The organism is Mycobacterium sp. P2_H7 (assembly GCF_056403275.1).
On record NZ_JBFUFU010000019.1, the window covers coordinates 178,217 to 203,525 of the forward strand.

Genomic DNA, 25,309 nt, shown 5'->3' on the forward strand with positions numbered 1-25,309 from the left:
CCGCGTAAGCGGGCTGTCAGAAGATGTGTAACCGTGTTACACCGATTAGGGTAACTGAGTTACAGACTGGGGGGCAAGGGAAATGACGAAACCGGTTGATACTCGTTCACCGGCCGAAACCAGGGGCGACCGCTTGCTGGAGGTCGTCGTCGACATGCTGGCGAACGACGGCTATGAGGCCGTGCAGCTGCGCGAGGTCGCCCGCCGGGCGCGCACCTCCCTGGCGACGATCTACAAGCGGTACCCCACCCGGGAAGACCTGATCCTGGCCGCGCTGGAGTCCTGGATGAAGCAGAACCGCTACTCGGGTGTCAGCGCCGCGCCCCGAGTGCCGGGAGTCACGCTCTACGACGCCCTGATGGAGCTGTTCCGGTCCATCTTCGAACCGTGGGAGCGGAACCCGGAGATGCTCACGGCGTACTTCCGGGTCCGCTCCTCGGCCGGCGGTCAGACGCTGTTCCGCTTCGGCCTGGACATCGTCGCGCCCGCCGGCCTGGAGATCCTGGCCGGTGTCGACAGTGAATTCGTCGCCGACCTGGAGGCCGTCGTCACCAGCGTCATCTACGGACTGCTCGGCAGGCACTCGGCAGGCGAGATCGCCGTCACCGACATCCTGCCGATCCTCGACCGCACGGTGTACTGGCTGGTCCGGGGATACGAAGGGCACTGATCGCGGGTTCAGAGCTGGGCGTAGACCGTCTTGGTCTTGAGGAAGCTCTCGATACCCTCGCGGCCCCACTCGTGACCCCAGCCGGACTGCTTGTAACCGCCGAAAGGCATCGAGTGGTCGAACACCATCTGGCAGTTCAGCGTGACGGTGCCCGCCTCCAGGCGCTTGGCCAGCCGATGCGCGCGGCTGATGTCCTTCGTCCAGGCGGTCGCGGCCAGCCCGTACTCCGAGTCGTTGGCCAGAGCGACCACTTCGTCGTCGTCGTCGAACGGCAGGATGGCGACCACCGGCCCGAAGATCTCCTGCTGGTACAGCCGCGCGGTCGGCGCAACATCGGTGAGAACCGTCGGATGCACGAAGAATCCGCTGCGATCGAGCCGGGCGCCACCGGCCACCACCTCGACCCCGTCACGGCGGCCCTCGTCGATGAAGCCCACCACCCTGTTGAGTTGCTTGGCACTGATGATGGGGCCGATCAGCACGTCGTCTTCGGTCGGCGCGCCGAGTTTCACCGAGTTCGCCATGTTGGCGACACCCTCGACCACCTTCTCGTACACACCGCGCTGGGCAAAGATCCGGGAACCGCTGATGCAGCCCTGCCCGGAGTGGATGAAGATGCCCATCGCCGCCATCATGATGGCGGTGCCAAGGTCGGCATCGTCGTAGATCAGCACCGGCGACTTGCCGCCCAGTTCGAGCGCGACCCGCTTGAGGTTGCCGCTGGAGGCCGCGATGATCTGCTTGCCCACCTCGGTCGAGCCGGTGAATGCCACCTTGTCGACGCCGGGATGGGCGGTGATGGCGGCGCCGACCGTATGTCCGTAGCCGGTCACCAGGTTGACGACGCCGTCCGGGACGCCCGCCTCGGCGAGGATCCGGTCCAGCAGCAGAGCCGAAAGTGGGGTCTCCTCAGCGGGTTTCACGACGGTGCTGCAGCCCGCGGCCAGCGCCGGCGCCAGTTTGGTGCACGCGTTGAAGACCGGCCCGTTCCACGGGAAGATGAGTCCGACCACGCCGTAGGGCTCTTTGAGGGTGTAGGCGTGCATGTTGGTGAACGCACCGGTGATTCCGCCGGTCTGCTGCACGTCGTGGGCGATGCCGTTGACTTTGGTGCACCAGCCCGCGTAGTAGCGGAACGACTCGGCACACGTCGACATGATCATCGACGCCTGGAGGTGCGGCATCCCGGTGTTCAGCGAATCGATCTGGGCGAGCTCGTCGGCGTGCTGGTCGATCAGGTCGGCCACCCGCCACAGCACCTTCGCGCGTTCGTTGCCCGGCAGACCACTCCACACGCCGGACGTGAAGGTCTCCCTGGCGCGGGCCACCGCGGCGTCGACCGCTTCGGCGCCGCCGTCACGGAACTCGGCGATCACCTCCTCGGTGGCGGGGTTGATGATCGGGATGAGGTCACCGGTGCCGGGCCGGTCCCGGATGTCGTCCAGTACGGATTGCACGCTCACTTGCTCGGCGCCTCCGTGAACTCGATGTGCAACTCGGTCAGGCCGCGCAGCAGGAAGGTGGGCTCGTAGCCGTAGTTGCGGTTGCCCGGGGCGCCGTGCTTCGCCTCGCTGATCCGAATGTCGTGCAGCCGGTCGAGTAACCGGTTGATGGTGACGCGACCCTCGACCCGGGCCAGGGGAGCGCCCGCGCACGTGTGGATGCCCCGGCCGAAGGTGATGTGCTCGCGCACGTTCTTGCGGTCGACGCGGAACTGGTCGGGGTCCTCGAACTTGCGCGGGTCGCGGTTGGCCGCCCCCAGGCACAGCATCAGCACCGTGCCCGCCTTGACCGAAACCCCGCCCAGGGTGGTGGATTTGCGGCAGAGCCGGAAGTCCACCTTGGTCGGGCTCTCCAGGCGCAGCGCCTCCTCGATGAACGGGGCGATGAGTTGCCGGTCGGCACGCAACCGCTCCTGCAACTCGGGCTGGTCGCCGAGCACCTGCACCGCCGAACTGAGCAGCTTGGTCACGGTCTCCTGCCCCGCGGCGAACAGGAAGGTCGCCGGTCGTACCACCTCCAGCAGGGGAGGCACCGAACCGTCGGGGTAGGTGGCGGTCGCCAGGCCGGTCAGCACGTCCTCGCGCGGGTTCTCCCGGCGGTCGGCGATGTACTTGCTGAAAAGATCGTCGAGGTACTGCAGCGGATTCGACCCGACCGGCTCGTGGTCCAGGGCGCCCACCTGCGAACCGGGTACGTTGCCGGCGCCCAGATTGCGGCGGATCTCCGGACGGTCGGCCTCGGGGACGCCGAGCAGGTCTGCGATGGCCAAGGTGGCGAACGGCTTGCCGTACTCGCCGAGGAACTCGCAGCGACCGTTGCCGATGAACTCGTCGAACTGCCGGTCGGCCAGAGCCCAGATGTATTCTTCGTTCTCCTGCAGCCGGCGCGGTGTCAACAGCCGGCCGAGCAGCGAGCGGGCCTTCTCGTGCTCCGGTGGATCCATCACCACCATGTGCTCGAAGATGGGGAACTGGTGCCGGTGTGCCTCGATCAGATCGCTGATGTCGTCGCCTTCGGGGGTGAACGGCAAGGGCGGGAACGGGCCGCCGATCGCATTCACCGCGGAGAACGAGTCGACATCCTTGAAGGCTGCCTGGACTTCCTGGTAGCCGGTCACGGCCAACACCCCGTAGTGCGGTTCGCGCACCACCGGGCCCTCCCGGCGAAGGTCGTCCCAGTACGCGTAGGGGTCCTGGGCGATATCGGCGTTGGTGAAGTAGTCGACGTCGGAGAGGTCGGTCATATTTGGGGGCTGCTTTCCTGAGCTTTTAACTGCTGACGATCCAGCTGATGGCTTGGCGCGGACATGCGGAGATGGCGGCTTCCACAGTGTCCCAGTCGGATTGGTTTATCTCGGGCGCACAGGTGGCGATATCGTCGCCGAGATCGAAGATTTCCGGGGCCAGATCGATACATAACGCGTGTGCCTCGCACAGCTTCGGATCAACTCGTAGCCTGCGGCTCGCGGTCTTGCCGGACAAGGGCTGCACGGCCGCACCTCCTTACCGTCGTCGCCCCCTGGCGATGACAAAAACTGATCGACCGACCAAACTGTTAGACTGCCGTATGCCTACCACGGACCCGGACGACCGGTCAAGCATTCCCGGACCGGGTCGTTGATGGCGCCCGGACGGAAATCCAAGGCCGATGACGGGGGAGCCAGGCAGCGCCTGATCGAGGCGGCGATCCAGATCATGCACGACGAGGGGTACGCCGCTGCGACCTCGCGGCGAGTCGCGGCCAAGGCCGGTGTCAAGCAGGCGCTGGTGTATTACTACTTCCCGACGATGGACGACCTGTTCATCGAGATGTTGCGCTCCGGTGCCGAAGTCACGCTGGAGGAGATGCGCGGTGTGCTGCTCGCCGACGATCCGTTGCGGGCGCTCTGGCAGATCAACAGCGATCCCAGGAAAACCGTACTGAGTGCGGAGTTCATGGCGTTGGCCAACCACCGCAAGGCTATTGGCGCCGAGCTGAAGGCATACTCGGAGCGTGTCCGCGATATCGAATCCGCGGCGGTGACCCTGGTGCTGCGTGCCAACGGCGTCGACCTGAACGACTACCCGCCGGTGGTGATCTCGATGATCGTCGCTCAGATCGCGCGCAGTGTCGGAAACGAGAAGTCTGTGGGTGTGACCCGCGGACACGACGAACTGCACGCCTTCGTCGAACGGCAGATCGACTTGCTGTCCAAGCCTTCCGAAGTCGCCCGCGACTGACTTCGCGAGTCGGGCGACGGTACCCGTCGCTACTCGGCGATCGTGTCGCCTCCGTCACATTTCGTTCTTGACAGTGCGCTGTGTCCATGCCATCGTTCCTGATCGATCGATCAAATTTTAAGGTCGACGGCCAGGCCGCCCGCTCTGCGGCGGCGGCAAGAACCAAACATCGAGGTGGACTCATGGCGGGACGTGTAGACGGCAAGGTCGCATTCATCACGGGCGCGGCGCGCGGACAGGGGCGTAGCCACGCCGTGCGGCTCGCCGAAGAGGGTGCCGACATCATCGCCATCGACATCTGCGGACCGGTCAGCAGCAACCCCCAGATCGAGCCGGCCACCAGGGATGATCTCGCGGAGACCGCGGATCTGGTGAAGCAGCTCAACCGGCGCATCGTCACCGCGGAGGTCGACGTCCGCGACTACGCCGCCGTGAAGGCGGCCGTGGACAGCGGTGTGGAGCAGCTCGGCCGGCTGGACATCATCTGCGCCAATGCCGGTATCGGCAACGGCGGGCAGACGCTGGACTTCACCAGCGAGGAGGACTGGAACGACATGATCGACGTCAACCTGTCCGGTGTGTGGAAGTCGGTCAAAGCCGCCGTGCCGCACCTGATCTCGCAGGGCCAGGGCGGGTCGATCATCCTGACCAGCTCGGTGGGTGGGCTGAAGGCCTACCCGCACACCGGCCATTACATCGCCGCCAAGCACGGCGTGGTCGGGTTGATGCGGACATTCGCCGTGGAGCTCGGTCACCACTCCATCCGGGTCAACTCGGTGCACCCCACCAATGTGAACACCCCGCTGTTCATGAACGAGGGCACCATGAAGTTGTTCCGCCCCGATCTGGAGACCCCGGGTCCGGACGATATGAAGGTCGTTGCGCAGCTGATGCATGTGCTCCCGATCGGTTGGGTCGAGCCGGTGGACATCAGCAACGCGGTGCTGTTCCTGGCCTCCGACGAATCACGTTATGTGACAGGTCTTCCCATGACGATCGACGCCGGAAGCATGCTCAAGTAGCTGCTTGGCGGTCCCCGTCGATCCACCCGAAGCGAATTCAACTGAACAGCAGTCAACTGCATAGGAACCAACCCAACGGCAACGGAGCCAAAGCCCATGGCCAGTAACATTTCTCGTGTCAATCCTCTCTTCGCGTCCTCCGTCAAGGTCGGTGGCTACGGCGGCATGGCGGTAGCCGCCTGGCTGGTCGCCGCGGTCGCCACCGGCCATGGTGTGGCCGCGGCTGACACCACCGGCGCATCGTCGGAGTCGAGTTCGTCGATTTCGTCGACCACCTCGGCGTCGACAGGGACGTCGTCGGCCGGGACGGAGAAGCCGTCCACCGAGTCGGAGGGCCCAGCCACCGGTTCGACGTCCACCCCGTCCACCGGCAGCGGTTCGACTTCCGCGGGTGGTTCCACGACGTCACCGGAGACAGATCCACCGAAGACCTCGGGATCGACGTCGTCGACCACGGAGGTCGCGCCCGGCGTCACTGTCAGCAGTAGCGGCGGCGCGCACAAGGGTGGACACGAGGGATCGGCAGAAGCCACCAAGGTGAAGCCGGTGAAATCCACGGCCAAGGCGTCGCGTTCGGCCGCCACCGTCAAGGCGGCAGCCGCCACCGAGTCGGCCTCGACCTCGGCCACGGCAGCGAGGGCGGCGGCCGCGGTCCCCTCGACACCGATTACGCAGACGGTCCAGGTTTCGGCGGCCGCCGCGGTGAGCACGCAGTCGACCGGCGCGGTCCCGGCCGTGTCGACGGCTCAGGTCACCTCGCCGGCAACCGGGACGGTGGGGTTCCTCAACAAGATCGTCACCAACCTGCTGAACCCGTTCCTCAAGCCCGCGCCGAATACGCCCGAGCCGTTCACCCCTGCGGTGTGGGCGGTGCTGGCCTGGGTGCGGCGCAACGTGTTCAACCAGGCGCCGACCGTCGCCTATGACCCCACCAAGACGGTGCAGACCGGTCAGACCCTGACCGGCAACCTCGGTGCCACCGACGCCGAGGGTGACGCCCTGACCTACAAGGTGACCAAGGGGCCGAAGTACGGCACCTTGACCATCGACCAGGTGACCGGCAACTTCACCTACACCCCGGCCGATATCGATTATGATGCCGCGCAGACTGATTCGTTCTCGGTCTCGGTCACCGATGGCAAGGCCAATCTGCTCAGCCTGTTCACTCCGCACGTCGCCAAAGAGTCGGTGGAGTCCACGGTGCTCAACCCCACCGTGCAGCGGGTGATCCTGAACCTGCCCGGCACCATTGCCAGCCCGGCGAACCCGCGCTATTCGGCGGACGGGAAGTCCATCTACTTCGCCGGTCAGCCGACCGCCGGGGGCCGTTCCGAGATCTATCAGGTCAACACCGACGGCACGGATCTGCAGTGCGTGACGTGCGGTGTGGCACCGACCGAAACCGGCAACCTCGCCAAACCCGTTCCCGTCGTCGATGGGTCGGGTCGGGTCTTGGTGCTGGTGAACGTTCCCGGCCAGAACCCGCGCTACTCGATACTGGAGAGCGGGGTGAGCGGGGCCCAATTGCTGGCCGTCACCACTCCGGCCGGTGGCGGATTCGCCATCGACTCGCAGCGCGAGATGCGGGTGTCGCCGGACGGCACCAAGGTGCTGTTCACCCGAATCGTGATCGGGCCGAACAACCTTCTGCAGGCGCTACCGATCGTGGGCACCCTGACCCGGACCGACACCGGTTACACAGTGACCGACGCGCGGGTGGTCTACGCCACCGGTGAGGGCAAGCAGTGGACCCCCGACGGCAAGGGTGTGGTGATCCTCGGCGGCCAGTTCGATGCGGGCAATGTCGACGACATCGAGGTCGACCTGGCCACCGGCGCGGTCACCCGGGTGACGGCCAGCCTCGACTACGACGAGGACATGGACTACTCGCCCAACATGAAATGGATTTCGATCGGCAGCACCCGCGGGCTCGACGCACTGACTCCGATGACCCGGATCATCCGGCAGAACTTCCTGCCGGTCTACGTCGGCGCGCCGGTGTATGACGACTACGCGTTGCCGGTGAATGTGTCCAACCAGGAATGGATCGTTGCTGTCGACGATGAACTGAAGCGGGAGAACGGAATTCCGCTGTTCGTCGAAGGTGACGGCTATGCCGCCCGTAGTATGCCCAGCTGGAATCCGACCGGGGATGCAGTGGCGTTCTGGGAATCCAGCATCGCCGACCCGACGGTCTCCCGGCTGGTCATCGCGAATCTGAAATACACCACCAGCGTCGGGCCAGTGGCCGCGGACAGGTCAACGCCGAGTTCGGATTCATGGGCGCCTGCACTGGGCACCTACGTCCCGGCCACCACGCCGCTTCCGGACACCGGCAACTACACCGGGGCCAAGGGCGGCACCGCGGTTGTCGCCGAGGCGCCGGACCCGAGCGACGCGACCCGCACCATCCGCACCGTGACCTACACGAACTATGTCAACGAGCTCGGCATGGTGCTCAACGGAACGGAATCGGCCGACTACACGGCCAGCCAGACGGCCGTGCACTACACGGCCAACGTCACGGTCAGCGGGACGCACACCGGATCGCTGACGGCCGACGCCACCATCAATGCGTTCCAGCAGTCGCTGACCGGATACATCACCTCGGTCCTCGACGGTGATTCTCAGACCCTGCCGGATCTGAACGCCGCCGAAGAAGCTCAGCACAACGCATAAACAGTTCACCACCAGGTGGTGTCCAACGGCGACTGGGCCAAGACCAACGAGGTCTTCATGAACGAGAAGATGGTGATCTCGACCTGGACGTTCAACTCAAGCTGTGCCGACCCCCAGACCTGTACCGGCACAGTCAGAAGCGACCAGGGCTGGACGGCGCCGCTTACCTACCGGGCCGGCCGGTGGATCGTGGACCGGACCATCGACAACTGGGAGCCTTGCCCGGACGGGACCTCTTCGCCTGGGCGGCAACGCTTTCAGTTCTATGGCACCGATGCCAACGGGCAGGTGGACCGGACGAACATGACCACCCTGCAAGGTTATGAACGCACCATCGGTGTCAGCGGGGCATGCGGTATCAACAAGCCGTTGGTGATCCAGATGCCACTGACGCTGCACAAGTTGTGAGCACGAATCTCGGTGCTGTGCCCGCGGACGCAGAGTACGCCCGGCATCGCGCTGCGGAGTCGGTGCGTATCGCGGCGCGACGAGCGATCGTCGCCCAGTTGAACGACGCGCGTGAAGAGGCCAGTCTGTCCAAATCGCAACTCGCCAGGGCGATCGGTTCGGATCCGAGCGTGGTGGGCAGGCTGCTGTGTGCGCATACCGAGAATCCGACACTCGCCACGGTGGTGGAAGTCGCCGCGGCGGTGGGCCTGAAGATCTGTCTTGTCCCGATGTCAGCCGAGGAGCGCGAGCGCATCACCGAGCCGATGCTGTCCACTGAGCCTGCCAGGAACAGGCCGGCGTACAAGGGTTGAGGTCAGTGCCGCGTTGCGCGCGGGTCGTTGCAGGCCACCACGATCACGACCGTCGGCGCATCGCCGCTCTGCCGGAGCTTGTGTGGCACCGTGGCGTCGATGTACGCGCAGTCACCTTCTGCCAGCGTGAGGATCTCGCCGCGGTAGCTCAATTCGGCTTGTCCAGCGTGGACGAAGAGGAATTCCTGACCTGGGTGGCTGGGGTGCGCATGGCTGGTGAACTGCCGGCCCGGGCGTACCACGAAGGGTGACATCGCCTTACCCAACATGGCCGCGGCGATGGGGTGATGTCTGTCCGCGGTCTCGGTCACCCTGCGTTCGACCGTAATCGAGGTTGCGGACGCGTCATCGGAGAACAACTGCGCCACATCGACATCGAGCGCACGTGCGATCTTCAGTGCGGCGGCGATCGAGGGGTTGCTCTGGCGGCGCTCGACTTTTGACAGGTAGCTCTTGGTCAGGCCGGTCTCGGCGGCCAAGTCGTCCAGCGTCATGCCGTGTTGGGTGCGCACGGCGCGCAGCAGTGCTGCCATGGTCGGAGTTTACTCGATTGACCATATGACACAAAGTGTCCTATGGTGATACGAGTGTCATACGAACGGAGAGGACACCGCCGATGGCTTCCACGCTGCACGATTCAAAAGACGACCTGATGCGCCGAGCCCATGACGAACTCGACCGCGATGTCGCCGAATCGACCTTGACCCCGCGGGAGAAGCTCGCGCTGACCTGCAGGGCCTTGTTCGACGCGGGTCACGATTCCGGCCTTGCCGGCCAGATCACCGCGCGCGCCGACGAACCCGGGACCTACTACACGCAGCGGCTCGGGCTCGGTTTCGACGAGATCACCGCGGGCAACCTGCTGCTGGTCGACGAAGACCTCAATGTGCTGGACGGCAAAGGAATAGCCAACCCCGCCAACCGATTCCACACATGGATCTACCGCGCCCGCCCGGACGTGAACTGCATCGTGCACACCCACCCGTTCCACGTGGCCGCGCTCTCGATGCTGGAGATCCCGCTGGTGGTGTCCCAGATGGACCTCGCCCCGCTCTACGACGACTGCGCCTTCCTGCCCGACTGGCCCGGGGTACCGGTCGGCAACGAGGAAGGCGAGATCATCTCGGGCGCACTGGGAGACAAGAAGGCGATCCTGCTCGCCCACCACGGGCACGTCGTCGCCGGCGCCAGCATCGAGGAAGCCTGCTCACTGGGCATGCTGATCGAACGCGCCGCCGAACTGCAGCTCGCCGCCATGGCCGCCGGCACCATCGCTCCGCTGCCGGACCGGCTGGCCCGGGAAGCCCATGACTGGACGCTGACCCCCAAGCGCAGCCAGGCCAACTTCGCGTATTACGCCCGGCGCGCGCTCGCGCACCACCCCGACGCCCTGACCAACTAGAGAGGACCAGCCATGACCACCCCAGCTCTGCACGGGATCATCGCCTATCCCGTCACTCCGTTCACCGCCGACGGCACCCGGATCGACACCGGCAAGCTCGCCGACCTGGTCGACCGCCTCGTCGGCTCGGGGGTGCACGCCATCGCCCCGCTGGGCAGCACCGGAGAATCGGCCTACCTGTCCGAGCCGGAGTTCGACGCGGTCGTCGACACGACCGTGAACGCCGTCGGCGGGCGGGTTCCCGTCGTCGTCGGTGCATCGGATCTGACCACCGCCAACACCGTCCGCCGCGCCCGCCATGCCCAGCGCGCCGGCGCGGATGCGCTGATGGTCCTGCCGGTTTCGTACTGGAAACTCACCGACCGGGAGATCGTCGCGCACTACAGTGCCGTCGCGGCGGCGGTCGATCTGCCCATCATGGCCTACAACAACCCGGCCACCAGTGGCATCGACATGTCGCCCGAACTCTTGGTCCAGATGTTCACCGAGATCGACAACCTGTCCATGGTCAAGGAATCCACCGGCGACCTCGGCCGGATGCTGCGGTTGACGGAGTTGACCGGTGGCGCGCTGCCGTTCTACAACGGCAGCAATCCGCTTGTGCTACAAGCCTTGACGGCCGGCGCGGCCGGTTGGTGCACGGCCGCGCCGAACCTGCGACCGCAGCCGTGCCTCGACCTCTACGAGGCAGTCACCGCCGGGGATCCGGCACGCGCGCAGGCGATCTATGCGGACCTGGCGCCACTGCTGCGGTTCATCGTCGACGGCGGACTACCCACCACGGTCAAGGCCGGGCTCGACCTCTTGGGTCGTGGTGTCGGCGACCCGCGCCTGCCGCTGCTTCCCTTGGACGCCGGCCGCCGCGCGGACCTGCAGGGCCTGTTGGCCAGCGCCTGAGCGTCAGAAGGGCAGGTCCACTTCGCCGTTGGTGGTGATGCCCTCGTCGTGATTGCGGTCGACGAACCCGGTTGTGACAGGGGCTTTCGTCTCGGTGCCGTAGGGGACGAGTGGATCGGTACCGTCCTTGGCGTCGCCGGCCGGCGCCCCGGTATCGGCGGAGATCGGGGTGTTCTTCTGCCACGATGTGGTGTTCGCCGGTCCGGCGGCCACCGCCACCGTGTTCCCCACCGGGGCCAAGGCGACGAATCCCGCGGCCAGGCCGACGGCGAGCAGTGGCGTGGCGAATGCAATCGGGGTCTTCATGATGATCTCCTGTTCCTGGTCGGACAGTTCGATCATTCGCCTCGTTGCTGCGGGAATCGCCACGGCTAGCTGGCAATATGCGATTGCAGCTAGCCGGTAATCGATCGGGACGGTCGCCATGCCGCGAATCCGGCGACCAGGCCCACGAAGGGGATCGCGGCCAGGATCGTGCTCAGGGTGGCGCTGCCACCCGTGACCAGGGTGAAGTTGGACAGCACCAGCCACAGACTGCCGAGCAGGCCGAGAACCGCAAGGGCGGGGGCGATCCGGGTCGTCCACAGCTGTCCCTGCACCCGGTCGCGGTTGCGCAGGAAGAAGACCAGCACGGCGATCGACGTGGTGAGCATCAGCACGACCATGCCGACCGTCGCGACACCTGCCATCGACCCGAACACCCCGACCAACGGATCGATGCCGAGGATTGCCAGCACGGCGACGATGACGGCGGCGGTCACGGTCTGCACCACCGAGGAGAACGACGGTGCGTCATGATCGTCGTGCACCTTCGCCAACCGGGTGGGCAGCAGACCCTTGCCTGCCAGAACGAACTGGTAGCGGGCGATCACGTTGTGGAAGGACAGCACACAGGCGAACAAGCTGGTGAGCAGCAGGGCGTTCACGATGTCGCGCCCGACGGTACCCAGCATGTCGCCGGTGGTGTCCAGGAGCATATTCCCTTCCCCGGCCAGGGTTTTCTGCGCGACGTCGGTCACCTGGTCCGGGCCGATGGCCACGACGAACGCCCACACGGTGATGGCATAGAACGCGCCGATGATGATGACGGCCGCGTAGGTGGCGCGCGGGATGGTGCGCTCCGGGTCACGCGCCTCGTCGCGGAAGACCGCGGTGGCCTCGAAACCGATGAAACCGGTGAGGGCGAACAGGATCGCGATGCCGATGGTGCCGTGGGTGAACGTGGTGGGGTCGAACGAGGTGAAGGTGATGCCGGCGGGTCCGGGCTTGGCGACCATCACGACGTCGAGCACGACGACGACGCCGATCTCGAGTGCGAGCGCCACGCCGAGGACCTTGGCGCTCAGTTCGATGTGCCGGTAGCCCAACACCGCGACGATCGCGAGGACTACGAAAGAATAGACAGGCCAGGGGATTACGGGCCCGTTGTAGTGGGCGACGGTGTCGGAGATGGCCCAGCCGATGTATCCGTAGATGCCGATCTGGATGGCCGTGTAGGCGATCAACGCCACGACGGCGATGCCCTTGCCCATCCGATCGCCGAGTCCGACTGTGACGTAGGAGAAGAAGGCGCCGGCCTCGGGGACGTGGGGCGTCATCGTCACGAAGCCGATGCTGAAGACCAGCAGCACGAGCGCGGCGATGACGAAGCCCATGGGGGCGCCCGCGCCGTTACCCAGTCCCATCGCCAGCGGCATGTTGCCGCCGATCACGGTCAGCGGGGCGGCCGCGGCGACGACCATGAACACGATGCCTACGGGACCGAGATGCCCGGTGAGGCGCCGACTTTCGGTGGTGGTCATGAGTTCTCCCGCATGGCAGACGTGAGCTGGGTGTGGTCGATGGCGTGCACGGTGTAGCCGCGGTGTCCGGTCACGGTCTCGGCGGCGACCATCGCATTGACGATGGCTTCCTCGGTGGCTTCGATCGTCAGATCGAACAGCAGATCCATCAACTGCGGACCCACCATCCGCAACGGAATCTCGGGCTGGATCAACGTGGCGTCCTCGGCGATCCCGTAAGGCGGGATGCCGCGGTTTCCGGTGGAGAACGCGAGCATCAGGTCACCGCTGTACTGTTCGCCGGTTCCACCCAGCCTGCCCACCGCCAGCGCCGATCGCTGCGCCAGTCGCTGGCACTGATGGGGCAGCAGCGGTGCGTTGGTGGCGACGATGACGATGATCGAACCCGACCCGGGTGCGTAGCCCGGCGGGTATGCGGGCAACGGGACATCCGGTTGGGTGATGGGCACTCCGTTGATCCGGAGTCGTTCGCGGCGGCCGTGATTGGCCTGCACCAGCACGCCGACGGTGTAGCCGAGTACCCGTGACGCGGTACCGGTGCCGCCCTTGAACTGATGGCAGATCATGCCGGTGCCGCCGCCGGTGTTGCCTTCGGCGACGGAGCCGTCGGACGCGGACTCCAGCGCCGCGCGGACGTGTTCGGGCCGGACGTGAAAACCGTTGATGTCGTTGAGGAAACCGTCATAGGTCTCACCCACGACGGGTAGCGACCAGTAGATCCCGTCGCCACGAACCCGCACCTGCTCGGCCACCAGCGCGTCACGGACCACCCCGACGCTGTGGGTGTTGGTCAGTCCGATGGCGGTGGTGAGTTCGCCGGATTCGCGGATCCATTCCAGTCCGGTGAGTTCGCCGCTGCCGTTGAGCACGTGCGAGCCGGCGAACACGGGTTCGGTCCAGATGTCGTCGTGCGGGACGACGACGGTGACACCGGTGTTGATCCCGTCGCCACGCAAGGTGGTCTGGCCGACGCGCACTCCGGGCACGTCGGTGATGGCGTTGTTGAGGCCGGTGGGATGTTCCCCGATGACCACGCCTAGGTCTCTGGCACGCATTGGTTGCACCCCATTCATCGTGAGTTATTTTCCTAATTGGAAAAGAACTATGCGCCGGAGCGACCCATCGCGCAACGGAACGGGCAAGATTGGTGCCATGGCCCGGCCGAACAAGCAGGTGGAACGGCGTCGCGACATCATGGATGCCGCGATCGCACTGATCGAGCGCCATGACCTGGCCACCCTCAAACTGGCCGATGTCGCCGAGGAACTGGGGCTGACCACCAACGCGGTGCGCTACTACTTCAAGGACATGACGCAGCTGCTCTCGGAGCTGGCGCTGCGCTCTGACGTGCGGTTCTACGACGAGCGGCTCGAGCTGCAGACCACGTCGAGCGACCCGCGCGAGCAGCTGGCGCTGACCATGGCCGCCGGTCTGCCCACCGGTCCCGACGACGCCGAGTGGCGCGCGATCTGGCGCGCCGTGCTGTCCGCCGGGTTCGAGCTGGACCAGCGCAGCGACGTACAGGGCATCTATCACCGGCAGGTCGATCTCTACACGGATCTGCTCGTGTCGGGGGAGCGGCGTGAGGCGTTCCGGCTGCAACAGCCGGCTCGCGATATCGCCATGACACTGATGTCCATGGAGGACTACTTCGGGTATCGCATCGTCGCGCGCGACCCGTTGCTCAGCCGCGCGGTGGCGCTGCGACTCATGCGGCAGTACGCGGAGCTCGCTGCGGGCGTGTCACTGCCCGATATGACCTAGGTTCCGTGGCGTTCTACAGCTGCATCGGTGCGGGCGAGGTCACCGTCGCGACGTAGATGTTGTCCCCGGGACGTGCCAGCACGAACGACAACGGCCGCCCATCGTGCAGATCCTGTGCGGTCTGCTGGTGGAACCCGACGGTCACGAAGCCGTTTCTGATGCGGGCGTTGGTGAGCTCGGCGTGCTCGGGATCGTCGTCGGGCCAGACCGCGCAGTGCAGGGTGCCCGAAGACACCTTGTGCCATTGGCCGTTCTGCTGTGACCGGATCCGGGCGGACACCCCTTCGACGGTGTAGGAGATCTCGTCGATGAGCACCCGCAGCCCGGAGCGCAACGTCAGCCCGCAGCCGAACACGGTTCGGGGTGTGTCGCATTCGGTGCTCTCCGGGAGCACCGAGGACGTCACCGCCACGTGGTGGTCCCGGCCGTTGATCTCCTCGATGTGGCGGTCGAATTCCTTGCCGTGCAACGGATCCCCGGCCAAACTCTCGTAAGCCAGATCGATGGTTCGGGTTTGCCCCGGATCGAGCTCGAGCCAGGCGTTGCCGAGATACACCCGGTACCACGGGGTGCTCTGCGTGACATCGAATTGGTATGTCGCCCTGCGCTCGAGCGTGTTGGTCGCCGTCGCGGCTGTGGCGTGGCGGTCCGACGGCGAGCCGTGCCCGACGGGGGCGGTGTCGAAATTGGACTGGGCCCAGTTGTCGAAGACGACGATTTCCTCGCTCTCTGGATGCGCCTCGTCGAAGTACTTCTTGATCTCGACGCGCACGCAGAAGTGCGTCGCCTCCACTCGGGTGTCGCCGACGGGCACCGAGGACTCCAAGGGCCAGGCGACCCGCACGGTCTTCTTGTCCTTCTTGGGTACCAAGAACGGCTCCGGCGGCACGAGTTCACGCCATTCTTCGGACCCGGTGAGGGTGAAAGGCAGCCACTTGACGGTGATCTCGGCTTTCGTCGCTTCCAGTGACCCGACGTTGTGCACGGTGACGTCGATGAAGTTCGTCGCACCCTTGACCACATTGGGGACGGCAGCACCCGCAGCACTGACGAGTTTGATGTCCTCGCTCTTGAGATTTCCGTTGCCGGGGGCGGGGTGCACCAACAACTGGGGTCGGTGGGCTTCGAGGTACTCGACCGTGACCTCGGCGGTGTCGTCCTCGAACGGCGGCGCGAGTCGGTTCAGCGTCAGCACGAAGTCGTGCATCCGCGCTGGGTTGGTGGTATCGCTGTCGCGGTAGTTCGTGTCGGCGAGGTGGAGGACGGGTCCGTCGCCGTCGACGTCCTCGGGGAGGCGCAGGATGGGCGGGCGCGCCGTTTCGCCACCGCGCCAACGCACGTCGGTACCGATGATGGCCTTGTCGTCGTCGGCGATCACGCTGGGCTTGAGGAGCTGGTCGCCGAGTTGACCGGGTTGGGTGCGACGGTATTCGAACAGGTAACTCCAGTCGTCGCTGATCGGTATCTCGATACCCGCCACGCGCCCGTCCGTCGGGCCGCCAGCTTCGACGGTTTCGATCGACTGCAACCGGACGGTGTCACCGGTGGGGTTGGCCGTGAAGTCGAAGCGGCGCAACCACGCCGGGTCGATCCAGCCCAAGGCCGTGCGGTTCGCCAGGCTGAAGTGCGGCAGATACTCGGAGCTGTGCATGAGGTCCATGCCGCCCACTTCGCGCGCCTCTACCTCAGCGGTGAAGTCGCCCCTGTTGTAGAGATCTTTCAAGCCCAGATTGTGTCCGAACTCGTGGCATAGGGTGCGGCTGACGTCGCCGATCGGCGCAGCGGCGGGATACACATCGGACATGAACGAGACCGGTCGCTCGAACTGGGTGAAGGTGGTCGGCTGGCCCGGGGGTGCCTCGGTCTTGCGCCACAGCTTGGTCGGATCAGCGTGACCCCATACGTATTTGGTCGGCAGATCGGGATTTCCGGCACCCATCGGAACGGGCCCGTCGGAACCCGAACGGATCACGAAGACGAACGAGTCGGCCAAGGCGATCGTGTTGACGCCCCCGGGCATATCGGCGAAGAACGTGCTGACRGCGCCCGCCATCTCCTTCTTGCCCTTGGGAGTGGACAGCCAGCCCGCGTCGGCACCACCGCGCTGCTTGAACGCATCGCCCCAACCCATCTCGACCTTGATCGGGCCGAATACTTTGTCGCCGACCAGCTTGACGGTCACGCCGCGGCCATTGGGATCGGGGACGAAGGCCGAAACCTCCTCGTAGTAGTGACGCAGCGAAGCGCCCCCGCCGATTGCGAGATCCTTCCATTGGTTGCGGGTGGCTTCCTCGTCGTCGTACTTGCGGTCGTTGAGAAACAGCAGCACAGTCAGCACACGCCATTCCCGCGGCGGCGGGAGAACACGGTAGCCCGCGATGCCGCCGGTTCCGCCCCAGTCCATCAGCGTGGCACCGACATCGCCGGTGACCGCGACCGGCGGCCCGGCAACATCGTCGGGCCACAGCGTCGTCACCCGGAAGCGCCGCACCGCCAGCAGGCTGCCGTCGGCCGTGTTGGTGGCTTCCACATGGAATTCGCCGCGCAGGTAGCCGGCCAGCAGCATCACCGATTCGGAGCCGTCGGGATTCGGCGGCTCGACGCCGAGCGAGATCGAGCCGGCGTCGAATCCTTCGCGCACCGAGTACGTGACGTCGCCGGGGGTGAGACCCAGCGTGGGCAGATCGACGAGCAGGCGCGCATACCCGGTGGCCACGAGCGGTGCCAGGGGAACCGTGATGGGCAGCTCGCCTTCCTCCAGGTCCCATTCCAGAGCGTGCAGATTCGAGCCGGCGGCGACCAGCACCAGCGATCCCCAGCGCGTCAGACCGGCAACGGGCACGGGGCCGGGTAGCGGTTCGGTCACCGATTCGGCGCCGTCCCAGAAGGTCAGTACGTCGGTGTCGGCGGCCGGGTCGAATCGCGTGGCGAACACCCCGAGGGCGCCCGCTGTGGGCGCGTAGGCGATGTGGTCGTAGTCCTCGGTGGTGACCCTGTCGACGGTGCCGTCGTCGAGGTTGACGGTCGTCAACGTCCGGCCGCTGCCGGCGACAGCCGAGAACACGAGCGCGGTGCGCCCGTCGGCGTCGACGTTCAGGGTGCGGGCGCCTTCGAGGTCTGCGGCGATGACCTCGATATCGCCGCTTTCCAGGTCGCAGCGCAGGAGCGCGGGCAAGGTCCCGTCGGGCTGGGAGTCGGAAAGGATCAGCAGTGCGTCGGCATCCGGATGTTCGTCGAGAGCCAGCACATAGCTGGGCAACTGCGCCAATACCCGGGCGTGGTCGCGGTCGGCGGTGTCCCGGCTGACCACCAGCACCGTGCCTTCCGACTCGCCGATGGCCAGGCGGATGCCGTCGGCCAGTTGGACGACGCCGACCGGCGTGAGGAAGCCGGTGCCGAGTTCGGCGACCGTTCCGTCGAACAATCGGATGGCAAGCAGGCGCCCGTCGGCGGTTGCTGCATAGACGCTGTTGCGTGACGCGACGAAGCGCACGCTGTCGGGCACGACGTCGGTTCCGGTTGGGATGGTTCTCAGGTACATGGCGCGTCCCCCCGATGGTGGCCTGTGGTTCGGCCAGTCAAACAGGGAGCATCCTGTCAAGCGACTGAAAGTGCTTTTGTTCTCCTGAAATTCGTACGGTCGAAGGACACCGGGAGCTGCACCGTTCTTTGCTGTGACACTCCGGCTGCTGGGGCTGACGGGCGAAATCACCGCCAGGGGCGTCAATTTCGCGCTTTCGCGGTGGGGGTGCGATCCCCCGGGATGCGAATCGCGGGTCCCGGCGACTCGCCAAATATCCAGTGAAGTAGTCATATTCGAGCCGGCATATCCGGCCTATGGAGCATCATGTTGTCCGGCAGCATGTTCGGTGATCCCGAAGTCGCTTCGGCAAACCCGCCGCCGGCGCCGGGCAAAGGGGCGCGCCAGGCCAGTGAGCGAAATGGTCGTCCATCCAGCGGCGGATATCGGCCAGAACACCGCCGGGGCGGGCCCGCGGGCGGCTGGCGGGGTCCGTGTTCGCACCCATCGCGGCGGCCGCCCCGTACCAGAACTGCACGGCGGCCAAGGCTGACGGCGCCTGCAACATTCCGTCCTCCTCGGACAAGTACCAGTCGAAGCTGGACCGCGATGGCGACGGCCTCGGCTGCGAGTGCTGATCCCGTGGGTACGGTGTCCTCGTGCACGACGACCCTGAACACGATGACGACCTGGCGGACCTGATTGCCGACGCCGAGGACGACGAGCAGTCCGAGAATGCGTCGATGCTCTCGATCCGCAATGCCGACGGGGACGAGGTCGTGAGCATCTTCGCGACCGCCGACGAATGGAACGTGCACCTGCAGCCCGGCGGGGCCATTCGCAACGCCTTCCTCGGGTCACGCGCGGATTCGCCCGTCTGGGTCAGCAGCGTGGACGGTGACATCGAGCGTGACGAGGACGGGACCTACGTCATCCGTCTCGGCTGAGGTTGTCGGACGTCCTTGGCAAGCTGACGCCCCATGAGTGACGTATCGGTGGCCTCGCGACGGTCGTTGGCCACTACCCGGACCGCCGCGGCGGTCATCACGGTCGGAATCGGCATCGCCAGCTTCGTACTGTCCTTCACGGCGCTGGCCGACCTCGCAGTCCGGGCCGGCATCTCCGAGCGGCTCGCGTGGCTGTGGCCACTCATCGTTGACGGCACCATCCTGCAGGCGACCATGGCCATCGTCGCGCTCGCGGGAGTCGAGGGGCAGCAGCGCAATCGGCGCTACTTCTGGATCGTCCTGGCGATCTCGGCTGCGGTGAGCGTGGTCGGGAACGGTTGGCATGCAGTGCTTCCCGGCTCGGCGCCCTTGAGTCCGTGGCTGGCGGCGGCGATCGCGGTGGTGGCGCCGGTGAGCCTGTTGGCGGCGACCCATGGGCTGAGTCTGCTGATCAGGGTGTCGGTGCCACGCCCGGCCGGCCCGGCCGTTTCAGCTGCACGGCCGGACGTGGCGCCGGTGGTCGTGGAACCAGTCGAGGTGGAATCCGCGCCTGTCATCGTGGACGAGGCGCACCAGCCGTGGATTGACGTCGCCGACGTGATCGTTGCCCGGGGCGGTCATGCCGACGTCGACACGGTGGCTGCCGCACTGCATCTGAGTTTCGAGCGCAACCTCAGCCCGAAGTCGATCGGTCGACAGTTGGGTGTGGAGCAGGATCTGATCTTGGACATCATCACCGTCGGTGACGAGCTGATCGGCTCGGGTGATGTGCGTGTGGAGCGGGTCGGGGTTTGACCCGGCGTGACGGAAACCGTTGCCCCACCGCGATGCTGGTGGGGCAACGGTGTCACTGAGTCAGCGCGCGACCAGTTCGTTGTTGCCGAGATCGATGGCCACCGGATCGGTCCAGGGGTCGCAATTCGATGCGAAAGGGAAGACTCTGCCGCACGACTGCATGCGGAAGTACGCAGTAACGGGACCGGGCGCGGGCCGAGTGCCGAACAAGTAGTGCGGTTTGTCGCCGTCCCGCTCCTTCTGGCCGGAGAAGACAGGTTCGCCGCCGCCCTGCCGTTGGCCGAAACCGATGTTGTAGTGCCCCACACCGCAGATCGGCGGCGCCGGATCGAAACCGGGGCACTTCGGAAGGACCACGGACACGTTGGCATTGCAGCTGTTGTAGGTCGCGGTCAGGTTGATGATGGGATTGGGGCCCGCGGCGCTGGTGAAGCACGCCGGCGGTCCGTTGCCGCCCGGCGTGCCCATGACTACCGACGCGGCCCACTTGCTGCCGATGATCCACACCGCGACGCCTATCTGCCTGATGTCGCAATTGCTGATCAGATCCCGTGTGGGATTGGCATTCCAAAAGTCAAGTGCGCCTTGCGGTGTCAGGCCCCTGGGGTTGAAGACGTTCATCTGACCCCAGGCCGTGGGGTTGAAGCCCTTGTCCTGCAGCAGGCCCAACGTGTTCGACGTCAGGTTGCCGTTGTTGCCCGCCAATGTCTGGGCGTTCTGCACGGCGACGTCCACGAGCGCCTGTTGTGCGGGCTCGTAGGGCGCACAACCGGCGGCCACGTGCTGCCGCTTGATGAGGTCCGCCAGGTCGCCTTGCGGACTGGCCGAGGCCAGCGGCGCGGCCATGATGGACGCGGCGACGACGCCGCCGACCGCGATGGCCGTCGCAATCGCCCGCCATCGCGTCATCGCCCGACGCCACAGCGTGGAATGGCCGCGGCGGTGTTCGTTGGTTGATTCGGTCATTGTGTTTGTGCTCCTTCGGAAGTCGGCCGTCTGCGCCGGAACGGGCGAGATGCGACTGTGGCGAACGTATGACCGAGGGCATGACCGCATCACGCGTAGTGGACTACCTGTCAATTGGCAGCTAATACGCGTTCGTGCAGGTAGTGCGGGGTGGGCGCGACGAGGCGCCTAGGGTGAAAGTTCTTGGTGCACTGAGTGATACGAGGGGGAGTGGACGTGCAATCAAGGGCATTGCCACCTGCGAGGCGCTAGCAGGTGGGTGTCTTCGGCAACGCCGCTTGTTCGTCGGATTTGCGATGTGGAGGGCCGGCGGTGTCGTCAGGCCGCCCGGGATGGAACTGCCCCGAGAATGTCCGAGACCGAGTCAGTCGCTCGCTCGCTCGATCCTGCGCCCCAAGTCGTCTAATTCATCGAGTACGAGGCTTGCTCCCCATATCTGGTCGCGCTTGCGGTCGGTCAGAGGGCGTAGGACGCCGGTTTCGTGCAGACGATTGATCGCGGTGAACACACTGCTTCGAGGTGCGTCGATCAGTGATGCGACGTCGTCGGACGAAACGATTGGCTGCGACGGCAATAGCGAAAGCAGTTTGTCGGTGGCGCTGCGACGCCTGATGGGTCCGACCTTGTTTCGCCACTCAACTGGGATCTCAGCCAATCGCTCCGCGGTAGTGCGCGATTCGGCGGCAGCGGTCTTCGACGACCGCGCGAACGTGACGATCAGGGGGCGTAAATCACCGGCGCGGTAGGCATCGAGCGCTCCGAAGTAGCGCTCGCGGTGAGCGACGAGCGCCGATGCCAGCGGGATAACGAGGCGCGTAGTCGCCCCCCGTCGCCGAAAGATGGTGTTGATGAGGGCTCGCCCTATGCGACCGTTGCCGTCGGTGAAGGGGTGGATCGATTCGAACTGGGCATGCGCGACGGCAGCCTGAATCAGGACGGGAAGGTCGGTTCGGTTCGCAAACTCCATGAGGTCGTCCATGTACGCCTGCACCGTGTCGGGCGGTGGCGGAACGTATAGCGCGTCTCGCGGTGAGTAGTCGCTGCCGCCGATCCAGTTCTGGACAGTTCTTATCCGACCAGCGTGCGGGCCTTCTGTCGGATCTTCTCTCATCAGCGCCTCGTGTGCCCGCAAGATCGCTGACATAGAGGTCTCCTAACTCGGACTAAGTGTAGTGTTAGTCCGAGTTAAGGCAATAAAAAGGACTTTAGTTAGCGCTAGTCCGGGTTGTAGGCGTAGTTGGTGTGCCGCGGAAGACCGGAATTGGACTGCCGTCCCTACCGATTCGACATCTTCGCTGGACTGGCATTGAAACAGTCTTGGGAGGCTGTGCCAGCGAGTCGGGGCTTTCGAATTGTGCTGTTGCAGTTAGTCGTGGAGCCGATGACGGGAATCGAACCCGCGTATTCAGCTTGAGAAGCCGTTTCCACGCCCGAACGGTTGAGCGAATACGCCGAGGTCGGAAGCCTGCGAGGCGACGCATAATTGCTGCCTACCAGCAGTTATTGGCCGATTCTGGCGGGATGAGGTCGGGACGCGGGCGGACTGATGTCGGGGTGCGGTTGGGCTGCGTCGGCGGGACCGTTAAGGGGCCGAAACACGGCTGGGTCTGCCGCAGGCCGGGACATCTCAGTCTTTGGTGTGACGGTCGGCTACGGTGCTTTCCAATCAGACCGGCAGGGGGCCGCATTGGAGAGTCCACATGTATGGGGTTGGGATCCCGCAACGCTCGAAGCCTGGGCGACCGCAGTGGGTGCAGGGTTCGCCATCGTCGCCGCTGTCTTCGCCGGGCTTACTTGGCGCGGGTCCAGCTCCGAGGTCAATGCGCGAATGCGACCTTGGGTGGGCGTAGACGAATTCAAGTTCTTCCGCGGTAGCGACGGCAGACCTCTTCTATTTGTCCTTTTGAAGAACACCGGGACTTTGCCAGCACAGAAGGCCCTTCTTGAGCTCCGCATCGAGCCAGCCGAACCGAGGCCCGGGGAGCAGGCGAACCCCATTATTAACAAGAAGGACGAAGAAAAGGTGTTGGTGCCCCAAGAGGACGGCAACTACACGATTGGACTAGCGCAGTACGCCCAGCTAGAACCTTGGATTGCCGACAAGCGCGACTTGAAGGTCGAAGGCACGTTCACCTATGCACTTGAGAAAAAGAAGTTTAAGTCGAAATTTGTCGCGGACTTGCTCTTCAGTCGACCGGTACCTGCAGACAAGGAGGTCGACTGGCGTTGGCGTAATACGTCCGCGACCTAGCCGTACGGCTCAACCGGGGCGGGCGTCTCGAAGGACACCGTGGCAAGCGGCGTGGCAAACGCCCGCCCCCGGCTGAGGTCTAGGGCCGCCGTTGCCACACCCCGACACAGCCGGAGGGCTGCTGCCGCGTTCGCGGCGAGGGTCCGGTAGGTCCGGCGGTCGGCAGCGGCTAGCCGATGCGGTAGCCGGGGTGGCCGGGAGCGTCCCGGTCCCGTGCGCTTGGCCGGCCACGTCGCGGGGTCGTGCCGCGATACTTGCCGCCGTGCTCGGGTAGGGCGCATTCCTTGCCGCGTGGCACGAGCCCGGGACCAAAGCTGAACTCAGTGGGGCCATCGTTTGGGCCGGAGTCCTGGATGAATTTGACGTAGCCGTCCGGGGTGACGCCGGGTTCGTTGTTCGCCATCACATCCCCTTCACGAAGTCGAACGTCGGCGCGGTGTAGCTCGTTCTGTTGACGATCTGGCAGACGACCTACCGGCCGACCTCCGGTTCCACGCGCTACGCCACACGTACGCGAGTTTGTGCGCGGCCGGTGGTGTCGAAGTCCGCAAGGTCGCGAAGTTCATGGGCCACGCGAACACGACGCCGACCGAGCACATCTACACGCACCTGTTCGACACAGACGACCACACCGAGGACATGGCCGCGCTCGACGCCTTGGAACAGCCGAAGTTGTTGCGCGAGAACGTTGTGCCGCTGTGGGGTTGATGGCGCTAGCTTTGCAGTCGGAACCAGTCCTTTACGGCGAGCCTCAGACGAGCAACTTCATCTTCGGCTAGTGGCGAGCAGTGAGCGATTGGGCCACGAATGCTATTCAGCAGGGCCATAACCTTTTCGACCGCCTTCTGGCTGTTGAAGGTTTGGCCAAAGATTGACCAGTTGTGCTTGATGATCTGGCTCAACTCACCGAAGGTCGAGTAATCAAGGTACTCGTCTGACCGGGCTGTTAAACCCTGGTCAACTTCACGTTGGCGCCTGGTTTCACACTCGCTCTTGATGTTCGGCGGCACGTACTGATTTTGTGCGTCATCCCACCAGTTCTTGTCGACTGCTTCTAGTGCGTCGCTTATCTGGCGACGGATCGTGTTTTCGAGCGAGTAGAAGACTTCGTAGTGCGGAGCCATTTCTGCGGCTTGAGCGCGGATGGCAGATTCTATTTGCGGATAGTAGGACCCATCCTGGGCGATCGTGGCAACGTGGCCTCGGCCGAGGTCCAACCCCAGGTTCTTCTCGACTTTGTCGAGGTCGTGTTCCAAGAGTTGGTTGGACACACCGAAGAGTTTGATCTGCTCGTCGTTATTCATAACAGGTGCTCTTTAAGACTCTTGAAGATGGCGTTGAAGACTGAGATGTCCGAAGTGGCGGGAAGGTTGAGATTGATCGTGTAACCGAGGTTGATGCCAGTCGACTGATGAGACAGATTCGGTCCGCCTGCGTTTCCGCCTGTACCACCTGTACCACTCTCCGCGGGTTCGTCTTTGACTGGGGACAGCTGAGCGTCAAAATCGGCGAACGCTTTGAGGGCTTTGAATGATCCGACTGCGCTCTTCACGTTCGACGAGCTCTTGTCCCACCCCATCACCTGAACAATGACCGCGGCAAGACCTTTGTCATCGAGTTCGTGAGCGTATTCGTTAATCTGGTAGAGCGCGTCGTAGCCGATCTTGAGTGCTTTGGCCGCTGCGGCACCCGACTGATCGTCGTTGCGAAATTGTGTGTAGAGCTCCGTTGGAGACCCATCGCTATTCAGGAACCCCGTTCGCTTCAGGAACGGGATCACAGGCTTCGGCGTACCGCCGGGCAGGCCAAGCTTCGTGGCCAGGAAGTCTTGTGTGAAGCGATCGGGCGTCGCCGCATTCTTGATCTTCTCCAGTGTGCGCGTGATAGACCCATAACCCGCCATGTAGGGAATTGATGTGTCCGTCGCCATGTCGCCCCCAGTTTTCCTTTTGGTGTTTTAAACATAGGGCAGGGGGCAGATAGTTAGCGGAGTCGGGCTGCCGTGTCCGCACTCGGGTACGCGCACCAAGAGCGAGCTGGCCACGAAGCGAATATGCCCTCGTAGGCGTGGAGCAGATGACGAGAATCAAACCCGCGAATTCAGCGTGCGA

The 25,309-nt window shown here is 64.9% G+C and carries 28 protein-coding genes; 14 read left to right on the forward strand and 14 right to left on the reverse strand.

Annotation, left to right across the window (positions count from 1 at the left end; genetic code table 11):
- Nucleotides 1-82: 82 nt before the first annotated feature.
- Nucleotides 83-670: a TetR/AcrR family transcriptional regulator gene (locus AC1DY7_RS26195; protein ID WP_477496662.1), complete on the forward strand. Its 588-nt coding sequence runs from the start codon at nt 83-85 to the stop codon at nt 668-670.
- 8 nt (nt 671-678) lie between these two features.
- Here the strand turns inward: AC1DY7_RS26195 and AC1DY7_RS26200 are convergent, their stop codons facing one another.
- From AC1DY7_RS26200 to AC1DY7_RS26210, 3 genes are read right to left on the reverse strand one after another with little or no spacing between them, the layout of a single operon-like run.
- Nucleotides 679-2,133 carry an aldehyde dehydrogenase family protein gene (locus AC1DY7_RS26200; RefSeq protein ID WP_477496663.1) on the reverse strand — a complete coding sequence of 485 codons (1,455 nt, stop codon included), beginning with the start codon at nt 2,131-2,133 and terminating at the stop codon, nt 679-681.
- Nucleotides 2,130-3,416 (reverse strand): cytochrome P450, encoded by a 1,287-nt coding sequence (locus tag AC1DY7_RS26205; RefSeq protein WP_477496664.1) that lies wholly within the window; start codon nt 3,414-3,416, stop codon nt 2,130-2,132. Before AC1DY7_RS26205 ends, AC1DY7_RS26200 begins: the two co-directional genes overlap by 4 nt.
- Before the next feature lie 25 nt (nt 3,417-3,441).
- Nucleotides 3,442-3,663 carry a ferredoxin gene (locus AC1DY7_RS26210; protein WP_477496665.1) on the reverse strand — a complete coding sequence of 74 codons (222 nt, stop codon included), beginning with the start codon at nt 3,661-3,663 and terminating at the stop codon, nt 3,442-3,444.
- Nucleotides 3,664-3,792: 129 nt separating this feature from the next.
- Here AC1DY7_RS26210 and AC1DY7_RS26215 point away from each other — a divergent pair, with 129 nt between their 5' ends.
- Nucleotides 3,793-4,392 (forward strand): TetR/AcrR family transcriptional regulator, encoded by a 600-nt coding sequence (locus AC1DY7_RS26215; protein ID WP_477496666.1) that lies wholly within the window; start codon nt 3,793-3,795, stop codon nt 4,390-4,392.
- 182 nt (nt 4,393-4,574) lie between these two features.
- Entirely contained in the window at nt 4,575-5,414 is an 840-nt protein-coding gene (locus tag AC1DY7_RS26220; protein ID WP_477496667.1) for a mycofactocin-coupled SDR family oxidoreductase, read from the forward strand.
- A 155-nt stretch (nt 5,415-5,569) separates the two neighbouring features.
- On the opposite strand, the gene AC1DY7_RS26225 is transcribed toward AC1DY7_RS26220, so the two are convergent.
- Nucleotides 5,570-6,124, reverse strand: a complete 555-nt coding sequence (locus AC1DY7_RS26225) for a hypothetical protein (RefSeq protein WP_477496668.1) — start codon at nt 6,122-6,124, stop codon at nt 5,570-5,572.
- Here AC1DY7_RS26225 and AC1DY7_RS26230 point away from each other — a divergent pair.
- The 3 genes from AC1DY7_RS26230 to AC1DY7_RS26240 are packed head-to-tail and all read left to right on the forward strand — an operon-like array spanning nt 6,117 to nt 8,854.
- The gene (locus AC1DY7_RS26230) at nt 6,117-8,093 is read left to right on the forward strand and encodes an Ig-like domain-containing protein (RefSeq protein WP_477496669.1); all 1,977 of its coding nucleotides are present in this window, start codon (nt 6,117-6,119) and stop codon (nt 8,091-8,093) included. The genes AC1DY7_RS26225 and AC1DY7_RS26230 overlap by 8 nt on opposite strands.
- Nucleotides 8,094-8,111: 18 nt before the next feature.
- Nucleotides 8,112-8,501: an Rv2253/PknI dimerization domain-containing protein gene (locus AC1DY7_RS26235; protein ID WP_477496670.1), complete on the forward strand. Its 390-nt coding sequence runs from the start codon at nt 8,112-8,114 to the stop codon at nt 8,499-8,501.
- Between the two features lie 17 nt (nt 8,502-8,518).
- Nucleotides 8,519-8,854, forward strand: coding sequence for a helix-turn-helix domain-containing protein (locus AC1DY7_RS26240; RefSeq protein ID WP_477496671.1), 336 nt, complete (start codon nt 8,519-8,521; stop codon nt 8,852-8,854).
- A gap of 2 nt (nt 8,855-8,856) precedes the next feature.
- On the opposite strand, the gene AC1DY7_RS26245 is transcribed toward AC1DY7_RS26240, so the two are convergent.
- Nucleotides 8,857-9,387 carry a helix-turn-helix domain-containing protein gene (locus tag AC1DY7_RS26245; protein WP_477496672.1) on the reverse strand — a complete coding sequence of 177 codons (531 nt, stop codon included), beginning with the start codon at nt 9,385-9,387 and terminating at the stop codon, nt 8,857-8,859.
- A gap of 83 nt (nt 9,388-9,470) precedes the next feature.
- Here AC1DY7_RS26245 and AC1DY7_RS26250 point away from each other — a divergent pair, with 83 nt between their 5' ends.
- Both AC1DY7_RS26250 and AC1DY7_RS26255 read left to right on the forward strand, forming a co-directional pair.
- Nucleotides 9,471-10,256, forward strand: a complete 786-nt coding sequence (locus AC1DY7_RS26250; RefSeq protein ID WP_477496673.1) for an aldolase — start codon at nt 9,471-9,473, stop codon at nt 10,254-10,256.
- A 12-nt stretch (nt 10,257-10,268) separates the two neighbouring features.
- Complete coding sequence (locus AC1DY7_RS26255; RefSeq protein WP_477496674.1) at nt 10,269-11,153, forward strand: dihydrodipicolinate synthase family protein; 885 nt, start codon at nt 10,269-10,271, stop codon at nt 11,151-11,153.
- A gap of 3 nt (nt 11,154-11,156) precedes the next feature.
- Here AC1DY7_RS26255 and AC1DY7_RS26260 read toward each other — a convergent pair whose 3' ends face one another.
- Genes AC1DY7_RS26260 through AC1DY7_RS26270 form a run of 3 tightly spaced genes read right to left on the reverse strand, consistent with a single transcriptional unit; the run spans nt 11,157 to nt 14,010 of the window.
- Nucleotides 11,157-11,495, reverse strand: coding sequence for a hypothetical protein (locus AC1DY7_RS26260; protein ID WP_477496675.1), 339 nt, complete (start codon nt 11,493-11,495; stop codon nt 11,157-11,159).
- A 53-nt stretch (nt 11,496-11,548) separates the two neighbouring features.
- On the reverse strand, nt 11,549-12,955 hold the full coding sequence (locus AC1DY7_RS26265) for an APC family permease (RefSeq protein ID WP_477496676.1): 1,407 nt from the start codon (nt 12,953-12,955) through the stop codon (nt 11,549-11,551).
- Entirely contained in the window at nt 12,952-14,010 is a 1,059-nt protein-coding gene (locus AC1DY7_RS26270) for a DmpA family aminopeptidase (RefSeq protein WP_477496677.1), read from the reverse strand. The genes AC1DY7_RS26265 and AC1DY7_RS26270 overlap by 4 nt, the downstream gene beginning before the upstream one ends.
- 97 nt (nt 14,011-14,107) lie before the next feature.
- Here AC1DY7_RS26270 and AC1DY7_RS26275 point away from each other — a divergent pair, with 97 nt between their 5' ends.
- Nucleotides 14,108-14,719 carry a TetR/AcrR family transcriptional regulator gene (locus tag AC1DY7_RS26275; RefSeq protein WP_477496678.1) on the forward strand — a complete coding sequence of 204 codons (612 nt, stop codon included), beginning with the start codon at nt 14,108-14,110 and terminating at the stop codon, nt 14,717-14,719.
- 13 nt (nt 14,720-14,732) lie between these two features.
- Here AC1DY7_RS26275 and AC1DY7_RS26280 read toward each other — a convergent pair whose 3' ends face one another.
- Entirely contained in the window at nt 14,733-18,260 is a 3,528-nt protein-coding gene (locus AC1DY7_RS26280; RefSeq protein WP_477496679.1) for a metallopeptidase domain-containing protein, read from the reverse strand.
- A 473-nt stretch (nt 18,261-18,733) separates the two neighbouring features.
- Here AC1DY7_RS26280 and AC1DY7_RS26285 point away from each other — a divergent pair, with 473 nt between their 5' ends.
- The 3 genes from AC1DY7_RS26285 to AC1DY7_RS26295 are packed head-to-tail and all read left to right on the forward strand — an operon-like array spanning nt 18,734 to nt 19,981.
- Nucleotides 18,734-18,877: an excalibur calcium-binding domain-containing protein gene (locus AC1DY7_RS26285; RefSeq protein ID WP_477496680.1), complete on the forward strand. Its 144-nt coding sequence runs from the start codon at nt 18,734-18,736 to the stop codon at nt 18,875-18,877.
- 21 nt (nt 18,878-18,898) lie between these two features.
- Entirely contained in the window at nt 18,899-19,186 is a 288-nt protein-coding gene (locus AC1DY7_RS26290) for a hypothetical protein (protein WP_477496681.1), read from the forward strand.
- A gap of 33 nt (nt 19,187-19,219) precedes the next feature.
- Nucleotides 19,220-19,981, forward strand: coding sequence for a DUF2637 domain-containing protein (locus AC1DY7_RS26295; protein WP_477496682.1), 762 nt, complete (start codon nt 19,220-19,222; stop codon nt 19,979-19,981).
- 60 nt (nt 19,982-20,041) lie between these two features.
- On the opposite strand, the gene AC1DY7_RS26300 is transcribed toward AC1DY7_RS26295, so the two are convergent.
- Nucleotides 20,042-20,947 carry a hypothetical protein gene (locus tag AC1DY7_RS26300; protein WP_477496683.1) on the reverse strand — a complete coding sequence of 302 codons (906 nt, stop codon included), beginning with the start codon at nt 20,945-20,947 and terminating at the stop codon, nt 20,042-20,044.
- A gap of 364 nt (nt 20,948-21,311) precedes the next feature.
- A complete protein-coding gene (locus AC1DY7_RS26305) occupies nt 21,312-22,091 on the reverse strand; it encodes a Fic family protein (RefSeq protein ID WP_477496684.1) in 780 nt (259 codons plus the stop codon).
- 495 nt (nt 22,092-22,586) lie between these two features.
- Between AC1DY7_RS26305 and AC1DY7_RS26310 the strand changes: the two genes are divergently transcribed.
- A complete protein-coding gene (locus AC1DY7_RS26310; protein WP_477496685.1) occupies nt 22,587-23,198 on the forward strand; it encodes a hypothetical protein in 612 nt (203 codons plus the stop codon).
- A 169-nt stretch (nt 23,199-23,367) separates the two neighbouring features.
- Here the strand turns inward: AC1DY7_RS26310 and AC1DY7_RS26315 are convergent, their stop codons facing one another.
- The gene (locus tag AC1DY7_RS26315; RefSeq protein ID WP_477496686.1) at nt 23,368-23,601 is read right to left on the reverse strand and encodes a hypothetical protein; all 234 of its coding nucleotides are present in this window, start codon (nt 23,599-23,601) and stop codon (nt 23,368-23,370) included.
- 56 nt (nt 23,602-23,657) lie between these two features.
- Here AC1DY7_RS26315 and AC1DY7_RS26320 point away from each other — a divergent pair, with 56 nt between their 5' ends.
- Complete coding sequence (locus AC1DY7_RS26320) at nt 23,658-23,906, forward strand: tyrosine-type recombinase/integrase (protein WP_477496757.1); 249 nt, start codon at nt 23,658-23,660, stop codon at nt 23,904-23,906.
- A gap of 5 nt (nt 23,907-23,911) precedes the next feature.
- Here AC1DY7_RS26320 and AC1DY7_RS26325 read toward each other — a convergent pair whose 3' ends face one another.
- Nucleotides 23,912-24,502 (reverse strand): Swt1 family HEPN domain-containing protein, encoded by a 591-nt coding sequence (locus AC1DY7_RS26325; protein WP_477496687.1) that lies wholly within the window; start codon nt 24,500-24,502, stop codon nt 23,912-23,914.
- Nucleotides 24,499-25,128 carry a DUF5343 domain-containing protein gene (locus AC1DY7_RS26330; RefSeq protein WP_477496688.1) on the reverse strand — a complete coding sequence of 210 codons (630 nt, stop codon included), beginning with the start codon at nt 25,126-25,128 and terminating at the stop codon, nt 24,499-24,501. The genes AC1DY7_RS26325 and AC1DY7_RS26330 overlap by 4 nt, the downstream gene beginning before the upstream one ends.
- Between the last annotated feature and the right edge of the window lie 181 nt (nt 25,129-25,309).

Bases quoted from the DNA above. Each gene is read 5' to 3' on its own strand.
- AC1DY7_RS26270 (WP_477496677.1), bottom strand. From the start codon at position 14,010: ATGCGTGCCAGAGACCTAGGCGTGGTCATCGGGGAACATCCCACCGGC.
- AC1DY7_RS26245 (WP_477496672.1), bottom strand. From the start codon at position 9,387: ATGGCAGCACTGCTGCGCGCCGTGCGCACCCAACACGGCATGACGCTG.
- AC1DY7_RS26195 (WP_477496662.1), top strand. From the start codon at position 83: ATGACGAAACCGGTTGATACTCGTTCACCGGCCGAAACCAGGGGCGAC.
- AC1DY7_RS26330 (WP_477496688.1), bottom strand. From the start codon at position 25,128: ATGGCGACGGACACATCAATTCCCTACATGGCGGGTTATGGGTCTATC.
- AC1DY7_RS26260 (WP_477496675.1), bottom strand. From the start codon at position 11,495: ATGATCGAACTGTCCGACCAGGAACAGGAGATCATCATGAAGACCCCG.
- AC1DY7_RS26205 (WP_477496664.1), bottom strand. From the start codon at position 3,416: ATGACCGACCTCTCCGACGTCGACTACTTCACCAACGCCGATATCGCC.
- AC1DY7_RS26275 (WP_477496678.1), top strand. From the start codon at position 14,108: ATGGCCCGGCCGAACAAGCAGGTGGAACGGCGTCGCGACATCATGGAT.
- AC1DY7_RS26315 (WP_477496686.1), bottom strand. From the start codon at position 23,601: ATGGCGAACAACGAACCCGGCGTCACCCCGGACGGCTACGTCAAATTC.
- AC1DY7_RS26325 (WP_477496687.1), bottom strand. From the start codon at position 24,502: ATGAATAACGACGAGCAGATCAAACTCTTCGGTGTGTCCAACCAACTC.
- AC1DY7_RS26295 (WP_477496682.1), top strand. From the start codon at position 19,220: ATGAGTGACGTATCGGTGGCCTCGCGACGGTCGTTGGCCACTACCCGG.
- AC1DY7_RS26265 (WP_477496676.1), bottom strand. From the start codon at position 12,955: ATGACCACCACCGAAAGTCGGCGCCTCACCGGGCATCTCGGTCCCGTA.
- AC1DY7_RS26250 (WP_477496673.1), top strand. From the start codon at position 9,471: ATGGCTTCCACGCTGCACGATTCAAAAGACGACCTGATGCGCCGAGCC.
- AC1DY7_RS26220 (WP_477496667.1), top strand. From the start codon at position 4,575: ATGGCGGGACGTGTAGACGGCAAGGTCGCATTCATCACGGGCGCGGCG.
- AC1DY7_RS26215 (WP_477496666.1), top strand. From the start codon at position 3,793: ATGGCGCCCGGACGGAAATCCAAGGCCGATGACGGGGGAGCCAGGCAG.
- AC1DY7_RS26300 (WP_477496683.1), bottom strand. From the start codon at position 20,947: ATGACCGAATCAACCAACGAACACCGCCGCGGCCATTCCACGCTGTGG.
- AC1DY7_RS26255 (WP_477496674.1), top strand. From the start codon at position 10,269: ATGACCACCCCAGCTCTGCACGGGATCATCGCCTATCCCGTCACTCCG.
- AC1DY7_RS26305 (WP_477496684.1), bottom strand. From the start codon at position 22,091: ATGTCAGCGATCTTGCGGGCACACGAGGCGCTGATGAGAGAAGATCCG.